An 18,826-nucleotide genomic window follows, 5' to 3' on the forward strand; every position below is an offset into this window, starting at 1 on the left:
TATGTTTCGGATAGACAGGCAAATCTTAATGATTTTGATTTTGGTTTTGGCCTTGCCCTCCATGGCGGCAGGCTCCCCTGCCTCAGCCGCCGGAAGTGGCGCTGATGTGCCCGGTCTGGTCGGCGTCCTATTCAAGATGATCTTTGCCCTGGCCATGGTTTTGGGGCTGTTTTTCCTGGCCCTGCACGGCGCGCGAAAGTTAAGGGTCCTGCAGGAAAAGGCCTGCGGCGGCAATCTTATCAAGATACTGGCGACCAAGGGTATCGCGCCGAAGAAGTACGTTTCGGTTATTGAAGTGGGCGGTGAAATAATAGTGCTGGGTATGTCGGAAGGGAGCGTAAACCTACTGACCAGGATGGACAGGGCACAGATCCTTCCCTCCTTGGGAGGGCCGGGAGAGGATAAAGATGAGAGCGATAAACCCCCCCTTTTTCGTTTTCTCAGGTCTCGCTAACCAGCGTTTATCCGGAAACTGCCGTTTCCGGATGAGCACTAACTATGCAAAAGTCTAAGGAAGGTCGGGTCATCATGATGAGGCGTTCGGGACAGCTCATAGCATTAGTAATAGTCATCCTTCTGGCCCTTCTTCTTATTGAGAATACCGCCCATGCCGTCTCCGTTCCTACGCTCAAATTTGGATTGGAGGAGGCCGACAGCCCGCAGAAGGTATCGGTATTGCTCCAGATACTGCTCTTGTTTACGGTTTTTTCGCTGGCGCCGGCTATCCTGCTTATGATGACGTCCTTTACACGGCTGGCCGTAGTTTTTTCATTCCTCCGGCAAGCGGTCGGCACCCAGCAAACGCCGCCGAACCAGATAATAATCGGATTATCTATTTTTCTAACCTTTTTTATCATGGCGCCGGTCTGGCAGACTGTGCATGAGCAGGCGCTAAAGCCCTATCTGGCTGAAGAGATAACCCAGGCCGAGGCCCTGGATCAGGCGCTGGTGCCTATTCGTAACTTTATGTTCAGGAACACCCGCGAAAAGGACCTCTCCCTATTTGTCAATATTGCCAAGATGGAACGGCCGCAGAATAAGGAAGATGTCCCCACTACGGTTTTGATACCGGCTTTTATGATCAGCGAACTAAAAACGGCCTTTCAGATCGGTTTTATCCTTTATATCCCGTTTCTGGTCATTGATATGGTAGTAGCCAGCGTGCTCCTTTCCATGGGCATGATGATGTTGCCGCCGGTTATGGTCTCGCTGCCGTTTAAACTCCTTTTATTTGTCCTGGTGGATGGCTGGTATCTGATCGTGGGTTCGTTAGTCAAAAGTTTTGCATGAGGCGGGTTATGACTCCGGAATTTGCCATAGGTATAGCCAAGGATGCCATTGAGGTCACCTTACTTATTTCCCTGCCCATCCTGGGTATCGGGATGATCGTGGGCCTGGCGGTCAGCATCTTCCAGGCCGTTACTCAAATCCAGGAAATGACGCTCTCCTTCGTCCCCAAGATACTGGCGGTCATGGTGGCGCTGCTGGCCTTTTTCCCGTGGATTATGAATAAACTGGCCGTTTTTACGGAAAATTTAATTATCAATATTCCACAATATATCAGGTAAAAACACTATGGTAGATGGCTTCCTGCTCGATTGGACGTTGCAACAATTTCAGGTGTTTATTTTGATTCTGGTACGTGTGGCGGCTATTATATTCATGATGCCTGTTATCGGGGCCAAGGGCGTGCCCGGGCTGGCGAAGGCCGGACTCTGTCTGATCGTCAGTCTTGTTCTACTCCCTGTGGTCCAGGTTGACCCCAAAGTTTTTCCTGACGATGCCTTTTCCATGGCGTTGCTTTTGGTCAAGGAGATATTTGTGGGATTTACCCTCGGCTTGGTCCTTAAGCTGGTCTTTGCCGGGATCCAGGTGGCCGGGCAGATGGTCGGCTTCCAGATGGGTTTTGGCGTGGCCCATGTTATGGACCCGCAGATGGGACAAGAATCTCCTGTTTTGGCCGAGTTGGGATACTTGGTGAGTTTATTGATATTTTTGGCCGTGGATGGGCATCATATTTTCTTTCGAACCCTGATGTACAGCTTCAGTATCCTCCAGCCCGGTGAAATGAATCTTACGGAGGGGGTTTATAACCGGATATTGCTAAGCAGCGGGGGGATGTTCGTTATAGCGGTCAAGGTGATGGCGCCGGTCATGGCTATCCTCCTCTTTACGCAGGCAGCCCTGGGTATCCTGGCCAAGGCCGTCCCGCAGATGAACTTACTGATCGTCAGCTTTCCTCTTACTATCGGGATAGGCCTTTTTTTCTTTGGCCTGTCCATGCAGGTTATGGGGCCGTTTTTTATCCGGACTATACATGAAGCAGGAAATCTTTTGCCGGTATTAATACGGGGGTTTAAAGGCTAAATGGCCGAGGAATCCTTCCAGGAAAAAACTGAAAAGGCAACCCCGCGGCGCAGGGAAGAGGCCCGCAAGAAAGGACAGGTGGTCCGCAGCCGTGAGGTCTCCGCGGTTTTGGTTATGTTGACGGGCTTTATTACCCTGTATGCGTGTCACACTTATGTTTACCAGTCTATCCGGGGGATGATGGTTTATTTTCTGAGGCAGGCCGCAGATGTAGAGATTAACCGGGCAACCATAGGCGCGCTCGGATTCACTGCCGTTCAATATCTGGGCCTGATCGCGGGGCCGATCCTTCTGGCCGTGTTCCTGATGGCCTTTCTGGCCAACTATCTGCAGGTTGGATTCATTTTTAGCACAGAAAGTCTGCAGCCAAAGTTATCCAAAATCAACCCCTGGAGCGGACTTAAGCGCGTCTTTTCCGTACAGGCGGTAATGGAGCTTTTCAAGTCCCTAGCCAAGATAGCTATTGTGGGATACATGGCGTATCGTACGGTCAAGGGAGAAATATCGCGGGTTCTCCCTCTGATGGATGCCGAGATCGAGCAGATTCTCGGTTACGTCAGCATGGTTTCTTTCAAGATTTTTTTAAACACCTGCCTGGTGATGCTGCTGCTGGCGGCTTTGGACTACGCCTTTCAGCGCTGGGATTTTGAAAAAAAGATCAGGATGACCAAGCAGGAGATCAAAGAGGAGTTCAGGCAGACCGAAGGCGACCCCCTGATTAAGTCACGGATCAAGAGTATGCAAAGGGAAATAGCCAGGCGCCGGATGATGGCCGCTGTGCCCAAAGCGGACGTAGTTATAACCAACCCTACCCATCTGGCCGTAGCTCTACAGTATCGGGTGGGAGAGTCGGATGCGCCGGAAGTGGTAGCCAAGGGCGCCGGGCTGATTGCAGAAAAAATCAAAGAGATTGCCATGGAAAATAATGTGCCGCTGGTTGAGGACAAACCGCTGGCCCAGATTCTGTATAAGACAGTGGAGATCGGCCAGATGATCCCGCCTAATTTGTATCAGGCGGTAGCAGAGACACTGGCCTATGTATATCGGTTGAAGAATAAGGCATTTGCCGCCAGATAAGGAGTAATTATGGCTGATCAGGTACGAAGCCCCGCCGTGAGCCTGCCATCATTAGATAGCGGGAATCTCGTTATGGCTGTCGGGGTAGTGGGCATTTTGCTGGTGATGATCGTTCCCCTGCCGCCTTTTGTTTTGGACATCCTTCTCACCTTCAGCCTGACCTTTGGCCTGGTCATTCTCCTCATGGCCATGTACAGCGCCAGTCCTCTTGATTTTTCCGTTTTCCCGTCTTTGCTCCTGATTACCACCCTCTTTCGCCTGTCTTTAAATGTGGCCTCGACCCGCCTCATTCTTTCCTATGGCAATGAGGGGGCAGAGTCCGCCGGACAGGTCATCAGGGCCTTCGGGACCTTTGTAATTGGAGGGAACTACGTCATCGGGGCCATTGTCTTTATTATCATGGTGGTTATTAATTTTGTGGTAATCACCAAGGGCGCGGGGCGTATAGCCGAGGTGGCGGCCCGTTTTACCTTGGACGCCATGCCCGGAAAACAGATGAGTATAGATGCGGACTTAAACGCTGGCCTTATAGATGATCGCGAGGCCAGGCGCAGAAGGGCGGAGATTGCCAGGGAGTCGGAATTCTATGGGGCTATGGACGGCGCCAGCAAGTTTGTGCGCGGGGAGGCTATCGCCGGTATCATCATTATATTTGTAAATATTCTGGGCGGCATACTTATCGGTGTTTTTCAGAAGGGCCTGCCGGTGGTAGGCGCAGTGCAGAATTACACGTTACTTACCATCGGCGATGGCCTGGTGGCGCAGATACCGGCCCTGGTCATTTCTACCGCTGCGGGTATCCTGGTAAGCCGGGCGGCGTCTGAAGTAGGCATGGGAAGGGAATTCGCCAATCAGTTCGGATCTCAGATACAGGCCATGGGCGTCGCGTCAGGCATCATCTTTTTCTTCGGTTTGATACCGGGACTGCCGCACATCCCCTTTATCCTTTTTTCCGCAGCAGTCGGCTCTCTGGCTTTTTTCCTCTACCGCAGCAGGCAGACCTCCGAAGCCGGGGTCATGGAAGAGGCCACAGCGGCGGCCAAACCAACGAGGGAGCCGGAGATTGTGGAGAGTCTTCTTCCTCTGGATACGCTCTCTTTAGAGGTTGGTTATGGTCTCATCCCTTTAGTGGATGAAAAACAAGGCGGCGATCTCCTGGAAAGAATACGGGCGCTCCGCCGGCAGTTCGCCCTGGATATGGGCCTTATTGTCCCGCCTATCCACATACGGGATAATTTGCAGTTAAAACCCGGGAACTATGCCGTGCTTATCAGAGGGATTGAAGTGGCGCGAGGTGAATTATTGCCCGGATACCATTTAGCCATGGATGCCGGAGAAGTAAAACGCAAAGTAGAGGGCATACCCACTACCGAGCCGGCCTTTAATCTGCCCGCCCTGTGGATTACGGACAAAGTCAAGGAGGAGGCGCAACTGGCGGGTTATACGGTAGTGGATATGGCGACGGTTGTGGCTACGCATTTAACCGAAGTCATTCGCAGCCATGCCGATGAGCTGCTCGGGCGTCAGGAAGTTCAGAAGTTACTGGATAATCTCGCCAAAACCAATTCCAAGGCAGTGGAAGAAGCTAATACCGTTTTCTCCCTGGGCGGGCTGCAGAAGGTCCTGCAGAATCTTTTGCGGGAAAGGATATCTATACGGGATCTGCTCACTATTGTAGAGACCATAGCGGACTATGCCCCGATTACCAAAGATCCGGACATCCTTACTGAATATGTACGCCAGAAATTGGCCCGGTCCATCACCAAGGAATTTTTGACCCCGGAGGGGACATTACCGGTGCTGGCACTGAGCCAGAATATCGAAGATGTGTTGCGGGAAGGGATACAGAGGACAGAGCAAGGCACTTTCCTTTCCATTGAGCCTAATCTGGCCCAGCGTATCATCAATTATATCAACCGTGGCGCAGAGCAATGCCTGGTGCTTAATTATCAGCCCATCATTCTATGTTCACCCATCGTCAGGCGGCATTTGCGGCGGCTGGTGGAGAGGTTTGTTCCTAACGTACTTATTCTTTCACATAACGAATTGTCATCTGATATGAAAGTCCAATCTGTGGGGATAATAGAACTCGGCCATGAAGATTAAGCGGTACGAAGCCAGGGACATTAACGCAGCGGTGCAGATGGTCAAGAGCGAGCTGGGACCGGAAGCGATTATCCTTTCTACAAAGAGGCTCAGGAAGGGCAGCGGGCTTTTAGGGGGCACAGGGAAATCCATGGTAGAAGTAGTGGCGGCCATAGACTACGAGCCCCGGGAGCCTATGGTGAATACCGCTTTCCTGCCTGAAAAACGCAGCGCCGATTATCTCCCGGGGCCGGTAAACAATAAGTTAATAACCAGCCAATTACCGGAAGTATCCGCTCTTCGGGCCGAGGTTGCCGGTCTGAAAAGGATGATCCAGACGGCGGTCGGGCCCCGGCCTGAGATGCGCCATGGCGGGCAGGCGGGCCTGTCTGCCGTGCCGGCACAGGCAGGAGGGCCATTAAATCAGGCAGTAGATACTCTGACCGCCTATCTCGAATCTATCGGCCTGGAATCCGCTCTGGTCTGTTCTTTGCTGGAGGGCGCGGGGCTGGACGGGAGAGCCGATCCGGCTGAATCATCTGCCAGGCTCAGAGACATAATAACCGGGCGGTTGCTGGATCAAATCGTTCTGGGGCGATGGGATGAAGAAAAAGCAAACCGTCCCTGCGTCTGGGCCTTTATTGGTCCTACGGGTGTGGGTAAGACCACTACCTGCGCCAAGCTGGCCGCCCATTTTGCTTTAAAGGAGAAGAAAAGGGTGGCACTGATCTCGGCAGATAATTATCGTATCGCGGCTTCCGAACAGCTCAAGACTTACGCCCAAATCCTGGGGGTGCCCTTTATGGCTGTCTTTAAAGACCAGGATCTGTCGCGGGCCATTAACCGGAATCAGGATAAAGACATCATCCTGATTGATACGGCCGGCCGAAGTCCACATCATGAAGAACACATGCAGGAGATGGCCAGATATATTTATGCCCACCCGGCTATCGAAGGGCAGCTTGTGGTCAGCGCCACCACGCAGAACGGCGTCATAGAGGATATACTTGCGAAGTACCTGGCCCTTTCGGTTACGGGTTGTATTTTTTCCAAGATCGACGAGTCCCGCTTTTATGGCCCAATATTTAATCAGGCGGTGCGTTTCAAGTCGCCTATCTTTTATTTTACTACCGGCCAGCGGGTGCCCGAGGATATAGAGACAGCCACGCGTAAGAGACTGATAGATCTGTTATGGAGCGAATTACATGAAGGAGTTTAGGGAGAATAATTATGGATCAGGCTGTGGGTCTGAGAAGTAGGTTGAAGTCACCACCCTATATGCCGTCCGATATAGGCAGGTCCAATTCTTGTGCGGGGAACCATATTCCCAGGGTAATTTCCTTTACCAGCGGGAAAGGCGGAGTAGGCAAGACTAATGTGGTGGCTAACCTGGCCTTTGCCTTATCCAGGAAGGGCAAGAGGGTGTTGGTGCTGGATGCCGATCTGAGTCTGGCCAATATTGATATATTGTTGGGATTAGCGCCCAGGTACACCATGCGCCATGTCTTTTCCGGTGAGAAGACGCTGGATGAGATTTTAGTCGAGGGGCCCGGCGGCATGCGGATTATGCCGGCCAGTTCCGGGGTTCAGGAACTGGCCGACCTCTCGGAAAGTCAGAAATTGTATCTGCTTAACGAACTCGAAGGGCTGCGCAATCGTATAGATATCCTGATTATTGATACAGCCGCCGGTATTTCTTCGAATGTGGTCTATTTCAATTTGGCATCCCACGAGAGGGTGGTTATCGTCACCCCCGAGCCCACATCCATCGCCGATGCTTATGCCTTAATCAAGATTCTCTCCACTAAACATGACATCAAGCGATTTAGTATCCTGGTAAATCTGGCTGTTACAGAGGCCGAAGCCGAGTCAGTTTTTAAGAGGTTGAGTATGGTGACAGACAGATTTCTGGGGAGCATGTCTCTGGATTACTGGGGCCTTATACCTCACGATGCGTGCATCCCCAGGGCCGTTAAAAAACAAAGAGTGGTGGTTGAATTATATCCGGAGGCCTCTTCCAGCAGACGATTTGTGGAGCTGGCCGAAAGTATCTGCAACCGGAACTACGAAGACCGGTCGGACGGGAATATCAAATTTTTCTGGAAAAATTTATTACAAGCGCCGGGGGCCTTATGAAAAAGTATAATGCTAATGCTGCCAGATTAAAAGACTATACCCAGTATTATTTCAAGGGTGAAAAGACTGTAGATGCCAAACAGAGGGAGGAGTTGATTATTAAATATACTCCTTTAATTAAATATCTGGCCGGCAAACTGGCCATGCGCCTGCCCGCACATATCTCTATGGATGATCTTGTCAGTTCAGGGACGATAGGGCTTATTGACGCTATAAATAAATTCGACCCCGGTAAGAATATTCAATTCAAGACATACGCGGAGTTTCGCATACGCGGGGCCATGTTGGATGAGTTGCGTTCTCTGGATTGGGTGCCTCGCTCGGTGCGTCGCAAGATTGCCGATATAGAGAAGGCATACAACGCCTTGCAAAAAGAACGGGGCAGGCCGGCCGAGGACGAGGAAGTAGCAGACAGATTGGGCCTTTCTCTGGCGGAATTTTATCATTTGATTGATACGGTAAAGGGAGTATCGCTGACTGATCTAAACATAATACGCCGGAGGACATCCGAGGATTCTGACGATGATTTTTTTGAAATCGTGGCGGACGGGAGGCAGAGCGATCCCTTTGTTTCACTCGGCCTGGCGCAACTGCGGGATATAATCGCCGGTGCCATTGACGAACTGCCGGAAAAGGAGAGATTAGTGGTTTCGCTCTATTATTATGAGGACTTAACTATGCGGGAGATAGGGGAGATCATGGGATATACCGAGTCGCGGATTTCACAGATGCACACCAAGGCCACCCTTCGCCTGCGCGGCGCTCTCCTGGGGCATTTCGACCAGGGAGCATAAACCATTAGCTTTCAGCGATCAGCTGTCAGCATGAAGTCAGTTCACCGTTTACTGTTGACCGTTTACCGAAAGAAAATGTCGGACAACGGTTAACGGATAACAAACATGCTGATAGCTCCATTAGGGCCTGATATGAGCGATACAGACAAAGAAGACCTGGAAAAAGAAACACGAGATCCGGACAACCAGCCGGAAGAACAAGCGGAAGGCCATGACCTTGCCCCCGGCGATATCCCTATTGCCGATGAGTCCGGGGAAGGTGAGACCAAGGACGAAGACCCTCCGGAACCCGGTCCGGCCTCTACAGAAGAAGAAACGGCGGCCGAAGCCGGGACAACTGTATCTGTGAAGAGCGCAGAAGCTGAGACAGAGGCCGGGGCCGGAGACGAAAGCAAGGACAAAGAGGAAGGGGAAAAGGGAGAGGAAGGCGAAGAGAAAACACCGGCTGAGGTCGCTTGTAGCGGCCTGGGAGGCAAGATATTAGATTTCTCCAGGGCCGTTTGGGAAAGGAGTAAGTCATCTCTTGCCCGTATTGTTCCTGCATCTATTTGGACGTTTGCAGGCCAAAACAAGAGAGTGGTGTTTATTGTTTTGGCCTGTTTTTTGATCCTGGGCACGGCTATATCCTCTTTCCTGGTAGGCAGGAGATATGATAGCTATTCTAGCCTATCGGGGGAGAAAAGGGCTCAATCTGTAATCAAAGGGGAGAGATATAGTTTAAAACCATTTTTGATTCCATTTAACGAAGGCGGGACGGATGTTTTCTTGAGAGTGCGGGTTGATTTTATGACAGAGGAGGGCGTAGCGCCGGAGATCAGGAGAAAAGAATTGATGTTACGTGAGGCGATTTATTCTTTTTTTCTTTCCAAGAAGCTCGATGCAGTGCAGCAGGGGCAAAATGATAAGGCCCTTGCGGATGATCTGCGCCGGGTTTTAAATAATTATTTAAGGCCGAAGAGAATACAGAAGGTACTGTTTGTGGATTATGTTTTTACCTGACCGCTGAAAGCTTTAGGGGGGATGGGGATGGATGAATATTCCATTAATCCTGCTCTGGGGATCAGGCAGCCTCAGCCCGTAGAAAAATCTCCTAACCCAAAAGAGGCCACGCAGCGTAAGCAGGTGATACGGGATAAGCGGCGCGAGCGCAGAGACGAGGCCGAGGCTGAGAACGGTCAGGAAAAGACAGGCGAGGAGAAAAAATATCCGGAGAAAGAGCAGGGCAAGATTATTGATGTGATCGCGTAAAAAGCTGAAAGCTCATAGCTTAAAGCTGATAGCTTACTTTTGATTAGGAGACAGACCCGTGGATCGTTTCAGTAACGTAGAAACCTTAATGATCGTTCAACTTGGGATCGAGATTATCCTGGTCCTGTTTGTGATTTTCTTATTGCTTAAGTTCAGAAAGACCCGCTCCGGCCAGTTAAATGGCAGTATCGAAAACGTCGCCGGACTAATCCGTGAAACAGAGAAGATATGCAAGACCCTGGCAAACAATCTAAAGGAGAAAAGGGCGCTGGCTGATAAGCTGCTGTCCGATATGGATCAAAGGATAGGAGAGATGCGTAAATTATCAGAGATGGCGGCTCAATCGACCGGATGCCATATTTCTACTCCCCATAAACAGCCTGATGCTCCATATACAAATGTCGTGGAACTGTCGCGTTACGGGCTTTCTGCGGATGAAATTGCCGAACGGCTATCAATGACCAGAGGAGAGGTGGAATTGGTTTTAGGGCTGGCAAGAGAGGAAAAGAGGGGCTATCAATAGTCGATAGAAAGCAGTCGGGAGTTGGGTGTCGGATAAAAACGTTCGAAATGTTCGAAACGTTCGAACGTCGAACGACTCGAACGCCGAACATTGAAGGCCTTAAGCTAAAAGCTGATAAGAGAAGAATTGAAGATAGAAGGCAAGGTCGATTTACCCATCTTTAAGATCCTGTCTGCGGGGGGCTCAGGCCCCTCTCTGCAAGACCTCCAGAATCTGTTCACCATCGGTTCACGCTATGAGGGCACGGTCTTAGCTATCCTCTCCGGAGAAGGGGCCTTATTGCGCATAGCTGGTCAGACCGTTATGGCCCAGACCGATCTTCCCCTGGTAAAGGGCTTAAGGGCTGAATTTGAGGTGCGGGAGGTCTCCCCACAGGTTGTTCTCAAGATGGCCGTTGGGACGCCGGCCGAAGAATGGCAAAGGGAGTCTTTTCGGCAGTTTCTCACCCTCCGTCAGGAAACCGGTAACATACTGGATAACGTGGCCAGGCAGTTGCGTCAGATGCTGGATTCTTCACCCGATATGGCGGAAACGCTCAGGCCCTTATCCGGCCTGTTGGATAGAATTCTTGTGGGGCAGGACCCCAACCCCTCTGTATTCAAGTCGATGGGCCTCTCCTGGGAGAACAAGCTCAGGACTCATTTCCTAAAAGGCCAGCTTCCTGATTCCAGGGGGCTGGTAGAGACGGATGTAAAGGGTCTGGTCATGCAAACACTGAGTAGTTTATCCGGGTCCGAACCGGATAGCGTCCCGGCGCGGGCGCTATCATCCCTTTTGAATCTGATAGAGGGCTATCAGTCTGCCAATATGTGGCTTTTATCTCCGGAGGGGGAATCGGTTGTCTTTTTGCCCGTCTGGTTTTCCAAACAGGCCGGCTGGGGTGAATGTGAACTCTTGTTAGACCGGGAGCCGGATGAAAAGGGGGGGGCGAAGGACGGAACGGACGGCCCCTTCCGGGCATTGTTCTTCTTGAATATGAGCCGGTTGGGGCCTATGCGCATAAGCTTACAGGTCAGGGACAAAAAGATTAAGTGTCTGTTTATGGTAGCCGACAAAACCAGGCAGGAATACGTAACAAGGTCTTTACCTGAGATTAGCGACCGGCTGGCCTCTTCCGGTTTTACGATCCTGTCCATGGAGTGCATAAGAAAGGAGAAAAAGGAGATAGAGGACGTATCTGCCTGGTTTGAGACCTTGAAGAAGGTCAAGCAGCCCCTTCTGCATGTGGTAATCTAGCCTCTTCACGTTCGAACGTAACATCCTAACGTAACATCTGCCACCTGCTAAAAAAAGCCTTCCCCGACGCCGATATTTTAAGAATCTGGCTTATTATGCCGAAATATAAAATGATTACCACTGATTTGATACTAACTTGTAATTAAAAATACACCCATAAATCTCTCCTAATCCCTCTTTTCCAAAGAGGGGGGTTAAGGGGGATTTGAACGTAATCTGGTGCGAGCTCTCAAACAAAGATACATGCCCTGAGGTTTAATGGAAGATAATTTCGAAGAGAAGAATCAGCTAAAGGAGTCGGCAGGTATCCCGGCTGAAAACGGCGGTCCATCCTTTGAACTGATAGTGTCAGAGGATGAGATGGAGGCCTGTTTAGTTATCAAAGGCAGATTCGAAATGTCCGGTGAAGAGGCCCGCAACAGGATCAACCAGGCGCTGGCCGGGAAAAAGATCGCTTTCGGCATTGATGAAACAGTTATGGACCGGTGTCTGGCGGAGCTTTCCTCCGAGGGAGTGAAAAAGTATGTTATTGCCCGTGGGGTCCAGCCTAAACCCGGCAAGGACGCCGCCATTCTGTTTAAATTAGGCGATGAAAAGAAGATCGGCAAGTTGGACGAATATGCCAATATGGATTTTCGGGAGCGCGGGAATATCCCTTATGTAAAGGTGGACGACCTGCTGGCCATCAAAAGCCCCATGGTCAAAGGTGAAGGAGGATCTACGGTCACCGGTAAGGCCATACCGGCGCCGCCGGTGTGCGATGCGGCCTTAAAGGCCGGTAAAAATGTACGCATAGTGGGCGGGGAAAGGGCGGAAGCAAAGGTCAGCGGGGCGGTTTACATTGACAGCCAGCAGAGAATCGAGGTCTCACCCGTGTTCCGGATCGATGGTGACGTGAATTATGCCACCGGTAATATCAATTTTGACGGTCTGGTCCAGGTTTCAGGGGCAGTTCTCTCCGGGTTTCGTGTGCGGGCCGGCGGCCTTATGGCCAGGCTGATTGAGCGTGACACCCGGATAGAAGTCACAGGTGACCTGACGGTAACCGATGGTATTATCGGCTCGGAGGTGAATGTTGCCGGGGCAATGAAATGCGGTTATATCCGGGGGTCCAGGGTGATGGCCGAAGGCGATGTCATGGTAGATGTGGAGATACTGGACAGTTATGTATCTTCCCTGGGGACGGTTGCGGTCAGCAGACCGAACGGGAGGATTGTAAACAGCACTATTATCAGCAAGAAGGGTGTAGAGGCGTACAATCTGGGTTCTCCATCCAGCCCGCGCAGCGTGATTATTATCGGATTGGACTATCAAAGCGATGCCCATATCCAGGCCTTGAACGAAGAGATATTCCGGTATGAAGAAAGTCTCCATAAACTTGAGGAAAAATTTAAAGAAATAACCGCTGTCAAGAAATATGTGGAAGACGAGGTTGAACTTATCAAGAAAAAACTGCCTTCTTCTCTGGATACCCGGCAGAAGTACCGGCTGCATACGCAATATAAAGACCTGTGTTCCCGGCAAAAAGAACTGCATAAGAATTATCACTACCTCCTCGATGCTATTGTCACCTTCAAGGGGAAGATAGAGGAACTGGAGGCCGAGAAACGGCGACTGATGGCCGAACAGGTAAGGGTGGACCCGGGTGTATATTTAAAAGTGCGGGGGATAGCCTTTGAGGGAAACATAGTCAGGGGCAAAATAACGTTTATGGAATTTTCTGAGAACAAAAAAGTTATCCGTGCCCATGAGACCATTATATACCGTGACCGGGAAGATGGCGGGCAGGATAAGGACGTCCGGATCGAGTTGGAGCCGATGTAATTCATAAATAACAGTTTAAACAGTTCAAGCAGCTTAAACGGTTTAAACTGTCCTCACTCGGTACGCTCCAGGATTTTTGAAAAAATCATTTAAGAATAATCCATGATCTTCCGAATAGAAAATCAGAAGGAAAACCGGGGACCATTCGGAGAGTTCAAATCCCCCCGCGCCCCCCTTTACTAAAGGGGGGAACAACATAGAAATCGCCCTTTGCTAGAGGGGGGAGGACATGGAAATCCCCCTTTTCCAAAAGGGGAAAGCGTTTCTCATCCCTTTGAAAAAGGGGAGGTTGGGAGGGATTTTAAAATGCTTTTTCAAACAGCTAAACTTATACCCAGATAGATATTTATAGCAGTAAAAACAGGAGGTAGGGTCATGAAGCTCAGCGTGGGGAAAAAGATAGGCGGGGGGTTCCTGATTGTCCTGGCATTGCTCGCCGTGGTCGGGGTAATCGGCTTTTTCGGCAGCCGGTACCTGCTTAAGGAGGCCATAACATTAGCGGACCTCCATGAGCACACGGCCGAGTTGGTCCAGCTGGAGATCGGCCACTTGGACTGGAAAAATAAGGTGGCTGTCCAACTCGCTGACCCGAATTGTAAAAAGATCGAGGCGGAAACGGATGAGCATAAATGTAATTTGGGTAAGTTTTTATACGGGGAGGAACGGAAACATTTTGAGGCGCATTGGCCTTTTCTTGCCCCGATATTTTTGGCCATAGAAAAGCCGCACCATGACCTCCACCGCTCTGTAGAGGCGATGAATGCCCTTCTGGCCGGAGGGGCGGGCGCCGGCACGGGCGATATGGGTGAAGGAACAGACATAGCCGCGCCGGTTCAGCCCATGGCAAGTGATGCCCGCAGGCAGGCAGAGGAGATATTTCGCACCAAGACCCTGCCGCTCCTCGATGAGGTTAGAGGAAAACTTGTTGAAACGAGCCAGGAAATGGCAAAAAATACGCTGACCGCGCAGGGCATGATTAATGATGCTTCAAGTATCAATACCATCCTGGCCATTGCGGCTATTATAGCCATTATTCTGGGCGCGGCCATAGCCTTATTTATCCGCCGCGATATTACCCGCGTGCTTTACCGGTTGATAGGCGAGCTTGATAATAACTCAGGGCAGATTACAGACGCCTCCACCCAGGTGTCCACTTCCTCGCAGCAACTGGCCGAGCTGGCCAGTGAACAGGCCGCATCGCTGGAGGAGACCTCCGCCTCCATGGAGGAGATGGCCTCTATGACCAAACAGAATGCCGATAATGCCCAGCAGGCGGCGCGGCTCATGGACGAGACGAAGACGGTGGTGGGCAAGACGGGTGACCAGATGGAGCAGATGGCGGGTTCCATGAACAGGATCAAGGGTCAAGGGGAGGAGGTCGGCAAGATCGTCAAGACGATCGATGAGATCGCCTTCCAGACCAACCTGCTGGCGTTAAACGCGGCAGTAGAGGCGGCGCGTGCGGGTGAGGCCGGGGCCGGGTTTGCCGTAGTGGCCGACGAGGTGCGCAATCTGGCTCAGAGGGCGGCAGAGGCGGCCAAAAACACGTCCTCGCTCATTGAAGAAACTATAAAGAACATCAAAGAGGGACATGAACTGGTTACCCAGACCCAGGGGGCCTTTCAGGATGTGGCCACCAGCGCTAATAAGGTGGCGGAACTGGTGGGAGAGATCGCCGAGGCCTCCAAAGAGCAGGCCCAGGGGATTAGTCAGATAAATACCGCAGTGGTGGAGATGGACAAGGCCGTACAGAATAATGCGGCCAGCGCGGAAGAATCGGCCTCAGCCGCAGAAGAGCTCGGCAGTCAGGCCCAGTCATTAAAAGATATGGTTACAGAGTTAGCCGATTATGTGGGAACGGTGAATGGGGGGCGGTTGTCTTCGGAAAAGAAGGAGACGGGGTCTTCCATAATCAACGCGGCAAAGAGGCTTATACCTCTTAAGGCCGCCCGGAAGGCCGAACCCGGCTCCAGACCTCAACCCCAGCAATCCAAAACACAGGCCAAGGGTGCCCCCAAAAAGCCGGTTAAACCGGAGGAGGTCATTCCTTTTGAAGACGATGGAGGGTCGTTTAAGGATTTTTAAGTAAAAAAAGCGATCAGCGGTCAGCAATCAGCTTTCAGCTGTAAAAAAAGATGGGAAGGTAGCCGCAGACTTTAGTCTGCGTAAACAGGAAATGGCGGGGATCGAAAGACCTCGCCATTTTTGTATGGCCCTCCTTGATTCCTCATAATTCATATCGTATAATAGCGCAAATCCTAAACACTGAATCCGGCATGAACCTATTACTTCATATCTGTTGCGCTCCCTGCACCATTTACCCCTTGAAGGTGCTGCGTGGCGAGGGTATGCGCATTACCGGTTTTTTCTACAATCCCAATATCCACCCCTGCCTGGAATTTAAGAGACGTCTGGATACTCTGAAGGAGTATTCCAGGCAGGCTGATTTGGCAGTTATCTGCGATGAAACATATTATTTACGGGAATTTTTGCGTGCGGTGGTAGGCCATGAGGATGAGCGCTGCGGCCTCTGCTATACCCTGCGCTTAAGGGAGGCGGCCAGAGTGGCCCGGAAGGAAAAATGCGATGCCTTTACTACCACCCTCCTTTACAGCCGGTACCAAAAACATGAGCTTATAATCAAGACGGCTGAAGACATAGCGAAGGAATATGGCATTCCATTTTATTATCATGACTTTCGGGAAGGATGGCAGGAGGGGATTGATAAGTCAAAGGCCCTTAATCTGTACCGGCAACCGTATTGTGGCTGTATTTACAGCGAGCAGGAACGATATGACCGGAGGCTGAGAAGAATACAGAAGTCAGAAGTCAGGAGTCAGGAGTCAGAATCCAGAATGCAGAAGAGATGATAAAGAGGGCATGAACAGCTTTTTTCAGTTAGGCAAGATGCTTATTTTGCTGGGCCTGGTTATAGCCGGCGTGGGGCTCCTCTTTACCTTGGGAGGCAAGATCCCCTGGATCGGCCGACTTCCGGGCGACATTTACATCAGGCGTAAGAATTTTACCTTTTACTTCCCCCTGGCTACAAGCCTGCTCATTAGTATTATCCTGACGCTGCTCTTTATGTTGTTCCGGAGGAAGTAAGCTACGCTGGATTCACCGCAGAGCGCACAAAGAAAGAATACAGAAGTCAGGAGACAGAATGCAGAAGTTAGAAGACAGCTATCAGAAGGTCGAGGGGGGACTTCTTGACTTATATGACACCGATGGTTAATATAAACAAAAAGCGATCAGTGCTCAGCTATCGGCATGAAGCCGGTCAACCGTTCACTGTTGACCGTTTACCGAAAGAAAATGTCGGACAACGGTTAACGGATAACAAACATGCTAAAAGCTAATCGCTGATCGCTGAACGCGTGAAGACGAAAACGATAGTTTCCGGATGAGCGCTAACTAACAAACGGAGGATGTGAATTGGCCATGGGTAAGATGGGCAATATGTTTAAGACATTTATATTAATGGCGGCATTGACCGCCCTGTTTATGCTGGCCGGACAGGCCATCGGAGGCCGGCAGGGATTAACCTTTGCATTAGTGATGGCCTTTTTGATGAATTTTTTTGCCTACTGGTTTAGTGACAAACTGGCCTTAAAGATGAGCGGAGCACAGGAGGTTGACAAGACCAAGGCCCCCCAGTTGCACCAGGTAGTTGAAGACCTGGTAGTAAGGGCCGGGTTACCTAAGCCCCGCCTTTATATTATCCCGTCGGATACCCCCAATGCCTTTGCGACGGGTCGAAACCCGGAGCATGCTGCGGTGGCCGTGACTTCCGGGATCATGCGGACCTTAAACCCGGATGAGCTTCGGGGCGTTCTGGCCCATGAGCTGGCCCATATAAAGAACCGGGACATATTAATCAGTTCCATAGCGGCGGTGCTGGCCGGAGCCATAAGTTATCTGGCTACTATGGCCCAGTGGGCCATGTTCTTTGGCGGTGGCCGCAGCGATGACGAAGAGGGCGGCAGCGGCAATCTTGTCAGCAGCATCTTAATGATGATACTGGCTCCGATTGCGGCCATGCTCATCCAGATGGCGATATCCCGGAGCCGGGAGTACCTGGCCGACGCCACGGGCGCGAAGATAGCCGGTCAACCTCTATTTTTGGCCAATGCCCTGACCAAACTGGAAGAATGGAATCACCGTCTGCCCATGGACGTCAATCCGGCCCAGGCCCAGATGTATATTGTAAATCCACTGACCGGGCAGAGCTTTGCCAGCCTATTCAGCACCCATCCGCCCATAAAAGAACGTGTGTCCCGGCTGCGGCAGATGGCCGGCCAGGGCACCCTCGCCTGAGTCGGGCAGGCGTGTGCTCTGGCTCCCTCTGGCCCTTATCTCTGCTGCGTCCATAGCGACCGTAGATGCGCTTACCAAACAGTTCCTCTCCCGACTGACGGTTTTTGAGATGGCGGCGGCACGGCTATCCTTTAGCCTGCCATTATTTTTAATCCTGTTGTTTTTTATCCCGGTGCCGCACCTGGATACAACCTTCTACTTGACGGTTTTTCTGGCCCTTCCTCTGGAAATAACCGCTTTTTTTCTTTATATGCGGGCTATTCAGGCCTCGCCTCTTTCTCTCGCCATTCCGTTCCTGTCCTTTACACCGGTTTTCCTTATCTTAACCGGCAGGTTGATACTGGGAGAGGAACTCAGCACCCGGGGTATTCTGGGGATTATATCCGTGGTTTTGGGCAGCTATGTGTTAAATCTTCGGGAGTGTAAGAACGGCTTCCTGGGGCCGTTTGTGGCTATAAAGAGGGAGAAAGGCTCCTGGCTGATGCTGATAGTAGCCTTTTTATATGCGGTTACCGCTGCCCTGGGCAAAAAGGCCATACAACACTCCAGCGTCATTTTTTTTGGCCCTTTTTACTTTCTGATGCTGGGACTTATTATCCCCGGATGTTCACTGGTTACCGGAAAGGCTACCTGGCAGGGTCTGAAGAAGGTTTTTTATCCCGGTCTATGTATCGGCATCCTTATGGTCATTATGGTCTTAAGTCACATGGCCGCCATTAGCCGGGTTGAGGCCGCATATATGATTGCTGTTAAACGCACCGGTATCCTTTTCAGCGTCCTCTACGGCGCTTTTTTATTCAAGGAGGAGAATATCGGAGAGAGATTTTGGGGCGCAGTCTTAATGCTGGCCGGGGTGGTTATTATAGCCGTATGGGCATAAGCAGGATCAGATGGCCGGAGGCGGTTCCGGGGTTTTTTCTTCCGGGGGCTTAGCCTTGGCTATGTCCTTTTCCAGGGCTTCTATCTTTTCTCTGTAAGCCCGCCGTTTCTTGAGGCGGCCGGGCAGGGTAAGCAGCAAGGCCGTAATAAGTCCGGCCGTAAAGAAGGAGAGAAGGTATAAGACCAGAGACCCTTCAAAATGCCAGAAGAGGAAATGGATCATAACTACATGGGCGTTTTGTATGGCGAAGACGGCCACCATAGTCACGATTATCAAAGCCAGGATCAGGTAGAATTCCATAAACTAACGAAGCGCACCTTAGATATGATAATTTGTAAC

Annotated in this window: 20 protein-coding genes; 19 read left to right on the forward strand and 1 reads right to left on the reverse strand. The window is 51.1% G+C overall.

Annotation, left to right across the window (positions count from 1 at the left end; translation table 11 throughout):
- Position 1: 1 nt before the first annotated feature.
- The 19 genes from PHT49_04150 (at position 2) to PHT49_04240 (ending at position 18,487) form a co-directional block, all read left to right on the forward strand.
- A complete protein-coding gene (locus tag PHT49_04150) occupies positions 2-454 on the forward strand; it encodes a flagellar biosynthetic protein FliO (GenBank protein ID MDD5451065.1) in 453 nt (150 codons plus the stop codon).
- Positions 455-498: 44 nt separating this feature from the next.
- Positions 499-1,290 (forward strand): flagellar type III secretion system pore protein FliP, encoded by a 792-nt coding sequence (gene fliP / locus PHT49_04155; GenBank protein MDD5451066.1) that lies wholly within the window; start codon positions 499-501, stop codon positions 1,288-1,290.
- A gap of 8 nt (positions 1,291-1,298) precedes the next feature.
- The gene (fliQ, locus tag PHT49_04160; GenBank protein MDD5451067.1) at positions 1,299-1,568 is read left to right on the forward strand and encodes a flagellar biosynthesis protein FliQ; all 270 of its coding nucleotides are present in this window, start codon (positions 1,299-1,301) and stop codon (positions 1,566-1,568) included.
- Between the two features lie 7 nt (positions 1,569-1,575).
- Complete coding sequence (gene fliR / locus PHT49_04165) at positions 1,576-2,367, forward strand: flagellar biosynthetic protein FliR (protein MDD5451068.1); 792 nt, start codon at positions 1,576-1,578, stop codon at positions 2,365-2,367.
- On the forward strand, positions 2,368-3,444 hold the full coding sequence (gene flhB / locus PHT49_04170) for a flagellar biosynthesis protein FlhB (protein MDD5451069.1): 1,077 nt from the start codon (positions 2,368-2,370) through the stop codon (positions 3,442-3,444).
- Between the two features lie 9 nt (positions 3,445-3,453).
- On the forward strand, positions 3,454-5,550 hold the full coding sequence (gene flhA, locus PHT49_04175; protein ID MDD5451070.1) for a flagellar biosynthesis protein FlhA: 2,097 nt from the start codon (positions 3,454-3,456) through the stop codon (positions 5,548-5,550).
- The gene (gene flhF / locus PHT49_04180; protein ID MDD5451071.1) at positions 5,540-6,748 is read left to right on the forward strand and encodes a flagellar biosynthesis protein FlhF; all 1,209 of its coding nucleotides are present in this window, start codon (positions 5,540-5,542) and stop codon (positions 6,746-6,748) included. The genes flhA and flhF overlap by 11 nt, the downstream gene beginning before the upstream one ends.
- Positions 6,749-6,759: 11 nt before the next feature.
- Positions 6,760-7,665 (forward strand): MinD/ParA family protein, encoded by a 906-nt coding sequence (locus PHT49_04185; protein MDD5451072.1) that lies wholly within the window; start codon positions 6,760-6,762, stop codon positions 7,663-7,665.
- The gene (locus tag PHT49_04190) at positions 7,662-8,459 is read left to right on the forward strand and encodes a FliA/WhiG family RNA polymerase sigma factor (GenBank protein MDD5451073.1); all 798 of its coding nucleotides are present in this window, start codon (positions 7,662-7,664) and stop codon (positions 8,457-8,459) included. Before PHT49_04185 ends, PHT49_04190 begins: the two co-directional genes overlap by 4 nt.
- A 105-nt stretch (positions 8,460-8,564) precedes the next feature.
- Positions 8,565-9,458 (forward strand): flagellar basal body-associated FliL family protein, encoded by an 894-nt coding sequence (locus PHT49_04195; protein ID MDD5451074.1) that lies wholly within the window; start codon positions 8,565-8,567, stop codon positions 9,456-9,458.
- A 27-nt stretch (positions 9,459-9,485) separates the two neighbouring features.
- Positions 9,486-9,707, forward strand: a complete 222-nt coding sequence (locus PHT49_04200; protein ID MDD5451075.1) for a hypothetical protein — start codon at positions 9,486-9,488, stop codon at positions 9,705-9,707.
- 58 nt (positions 9,708-9,765) lie between these two features.
- The gene (locus PHT49_04205) at positions 9,766-10,230 is read left to right on the forward strand and encodes a DUF2802 domain-containing protein (GenBank protein MDD5451076.1); all 465 of its coding nucleotides are present in this window, start codon (positions 9,766-9,768) and stop codon (positions 10,228-10,230) included.
- Positions 10,231-10,356: 126 nt separating this feature from the next.
- On the forward strand, positions 10,357-11,466 hold the full coding sequence (locus PHT49_04210; GenBank protein ID MDD5451077.1) for a hypothetical protein: 1,110 nt from the start codon (positions 10,357-10,359) through the stop codon (positions 11,464-11,466).
- A 258-nt stretch (positions 11,467-11,724) separates the two neighbouring features.
- Positions 11,725-13,290 (forward strand): FapA family protein, encoded by a 1,566-nt coding sequence (locus PHT49_04215; GenBank protein MDD5451078.1) that lies wholly within the window; start codon positions 11,725-11,727, stop codon positions 13,288-13,290.
- A gap of 375 nt (positions 13,291-13,665) precedes the next feature.
- The gene (locus PHT49_04220) at positions 13,666-15,375 is read left to right on the forward strand and encodes a methyl-accepting chemotaxis protein (GenBank protein MDD5451079.1); all 1,710 of its coding nucleotides are present in this window, start codon (positions 13,666-13,668) and stop codon (positions 15,373-15,375) included.
- A 191-nt stretch (positions 15,376-15,566) separates the two neighbouring features.
- Positions 15,567-16,160, forward strand: a complete 594-nt coding sequence (locus PHT49_04225) for an epoxyqueuosine reductase QueH (GenBank protein MDD5451080.1) — start codon at positions 15,567-15,569, stop codon at positions 16,158-16,160.
- Between the two features lie 10 nt (positions 16,161-16,170).
- Positions 16,171-16,395: a DUF2905 domain-containing protein gene (locus PHT49_04230; GenBank protein MDD5451081.1), complete on the forward strand. Its 225-nt coding sequence runs from the start codon at positions 16,171-16,173 to the stop codon at positions 16,393-16,395.
- Between the two features lie 345 nt (positions 16,396-16,740).
- Positions 16,741-17,607, forward strand: coding sequence for a zinc metalloprotease HtpX (gene htpX / locus PHT49_04235; GenBank protein MDD5451082.1), 867 nt, complete (start codon positions 16,741-16,743; stop codon positions 17,605-17,607).
- A gap of 13 nt (positions 17,608-17,620) precedes the next feature.
- Positions 17,621-18,487: a DMT family transporter gene (locus tag PHT49_04240; protein ID MDD5451083.1), complete on the forward strand. Its 867-nt coding sequence runs from the start codon at positions 17,621-17,623 to the stop codon at positions 18,485-18,487.
- A 6-nt stretch (positions 18,488-18,493) separates the two neighbouring features.
- Here the strand turns inward: PHT49_04240 and PHT49_04245 are convergent, their stop codons facing one another.
- Positions 18,494-18,787, reverse strand: a complete 294-nt coding sequence (locus PHT49_04245; protein MDD5451084.1) for a LapA family protein — start codon at positions 18,785-18,787, stop codon at positions 18,494-18,496.
- Positions 18,788-18,826: the final 39 nt, after the last annotated feature.

This window comes from Desulfovibrionales bacterium, from assembly GCA_028715605.1.
Taxonomy (GTDB): Bacteria; Desulfobacterota; QYQD01; order QYQD01; family QYQD01; genus QYQD01.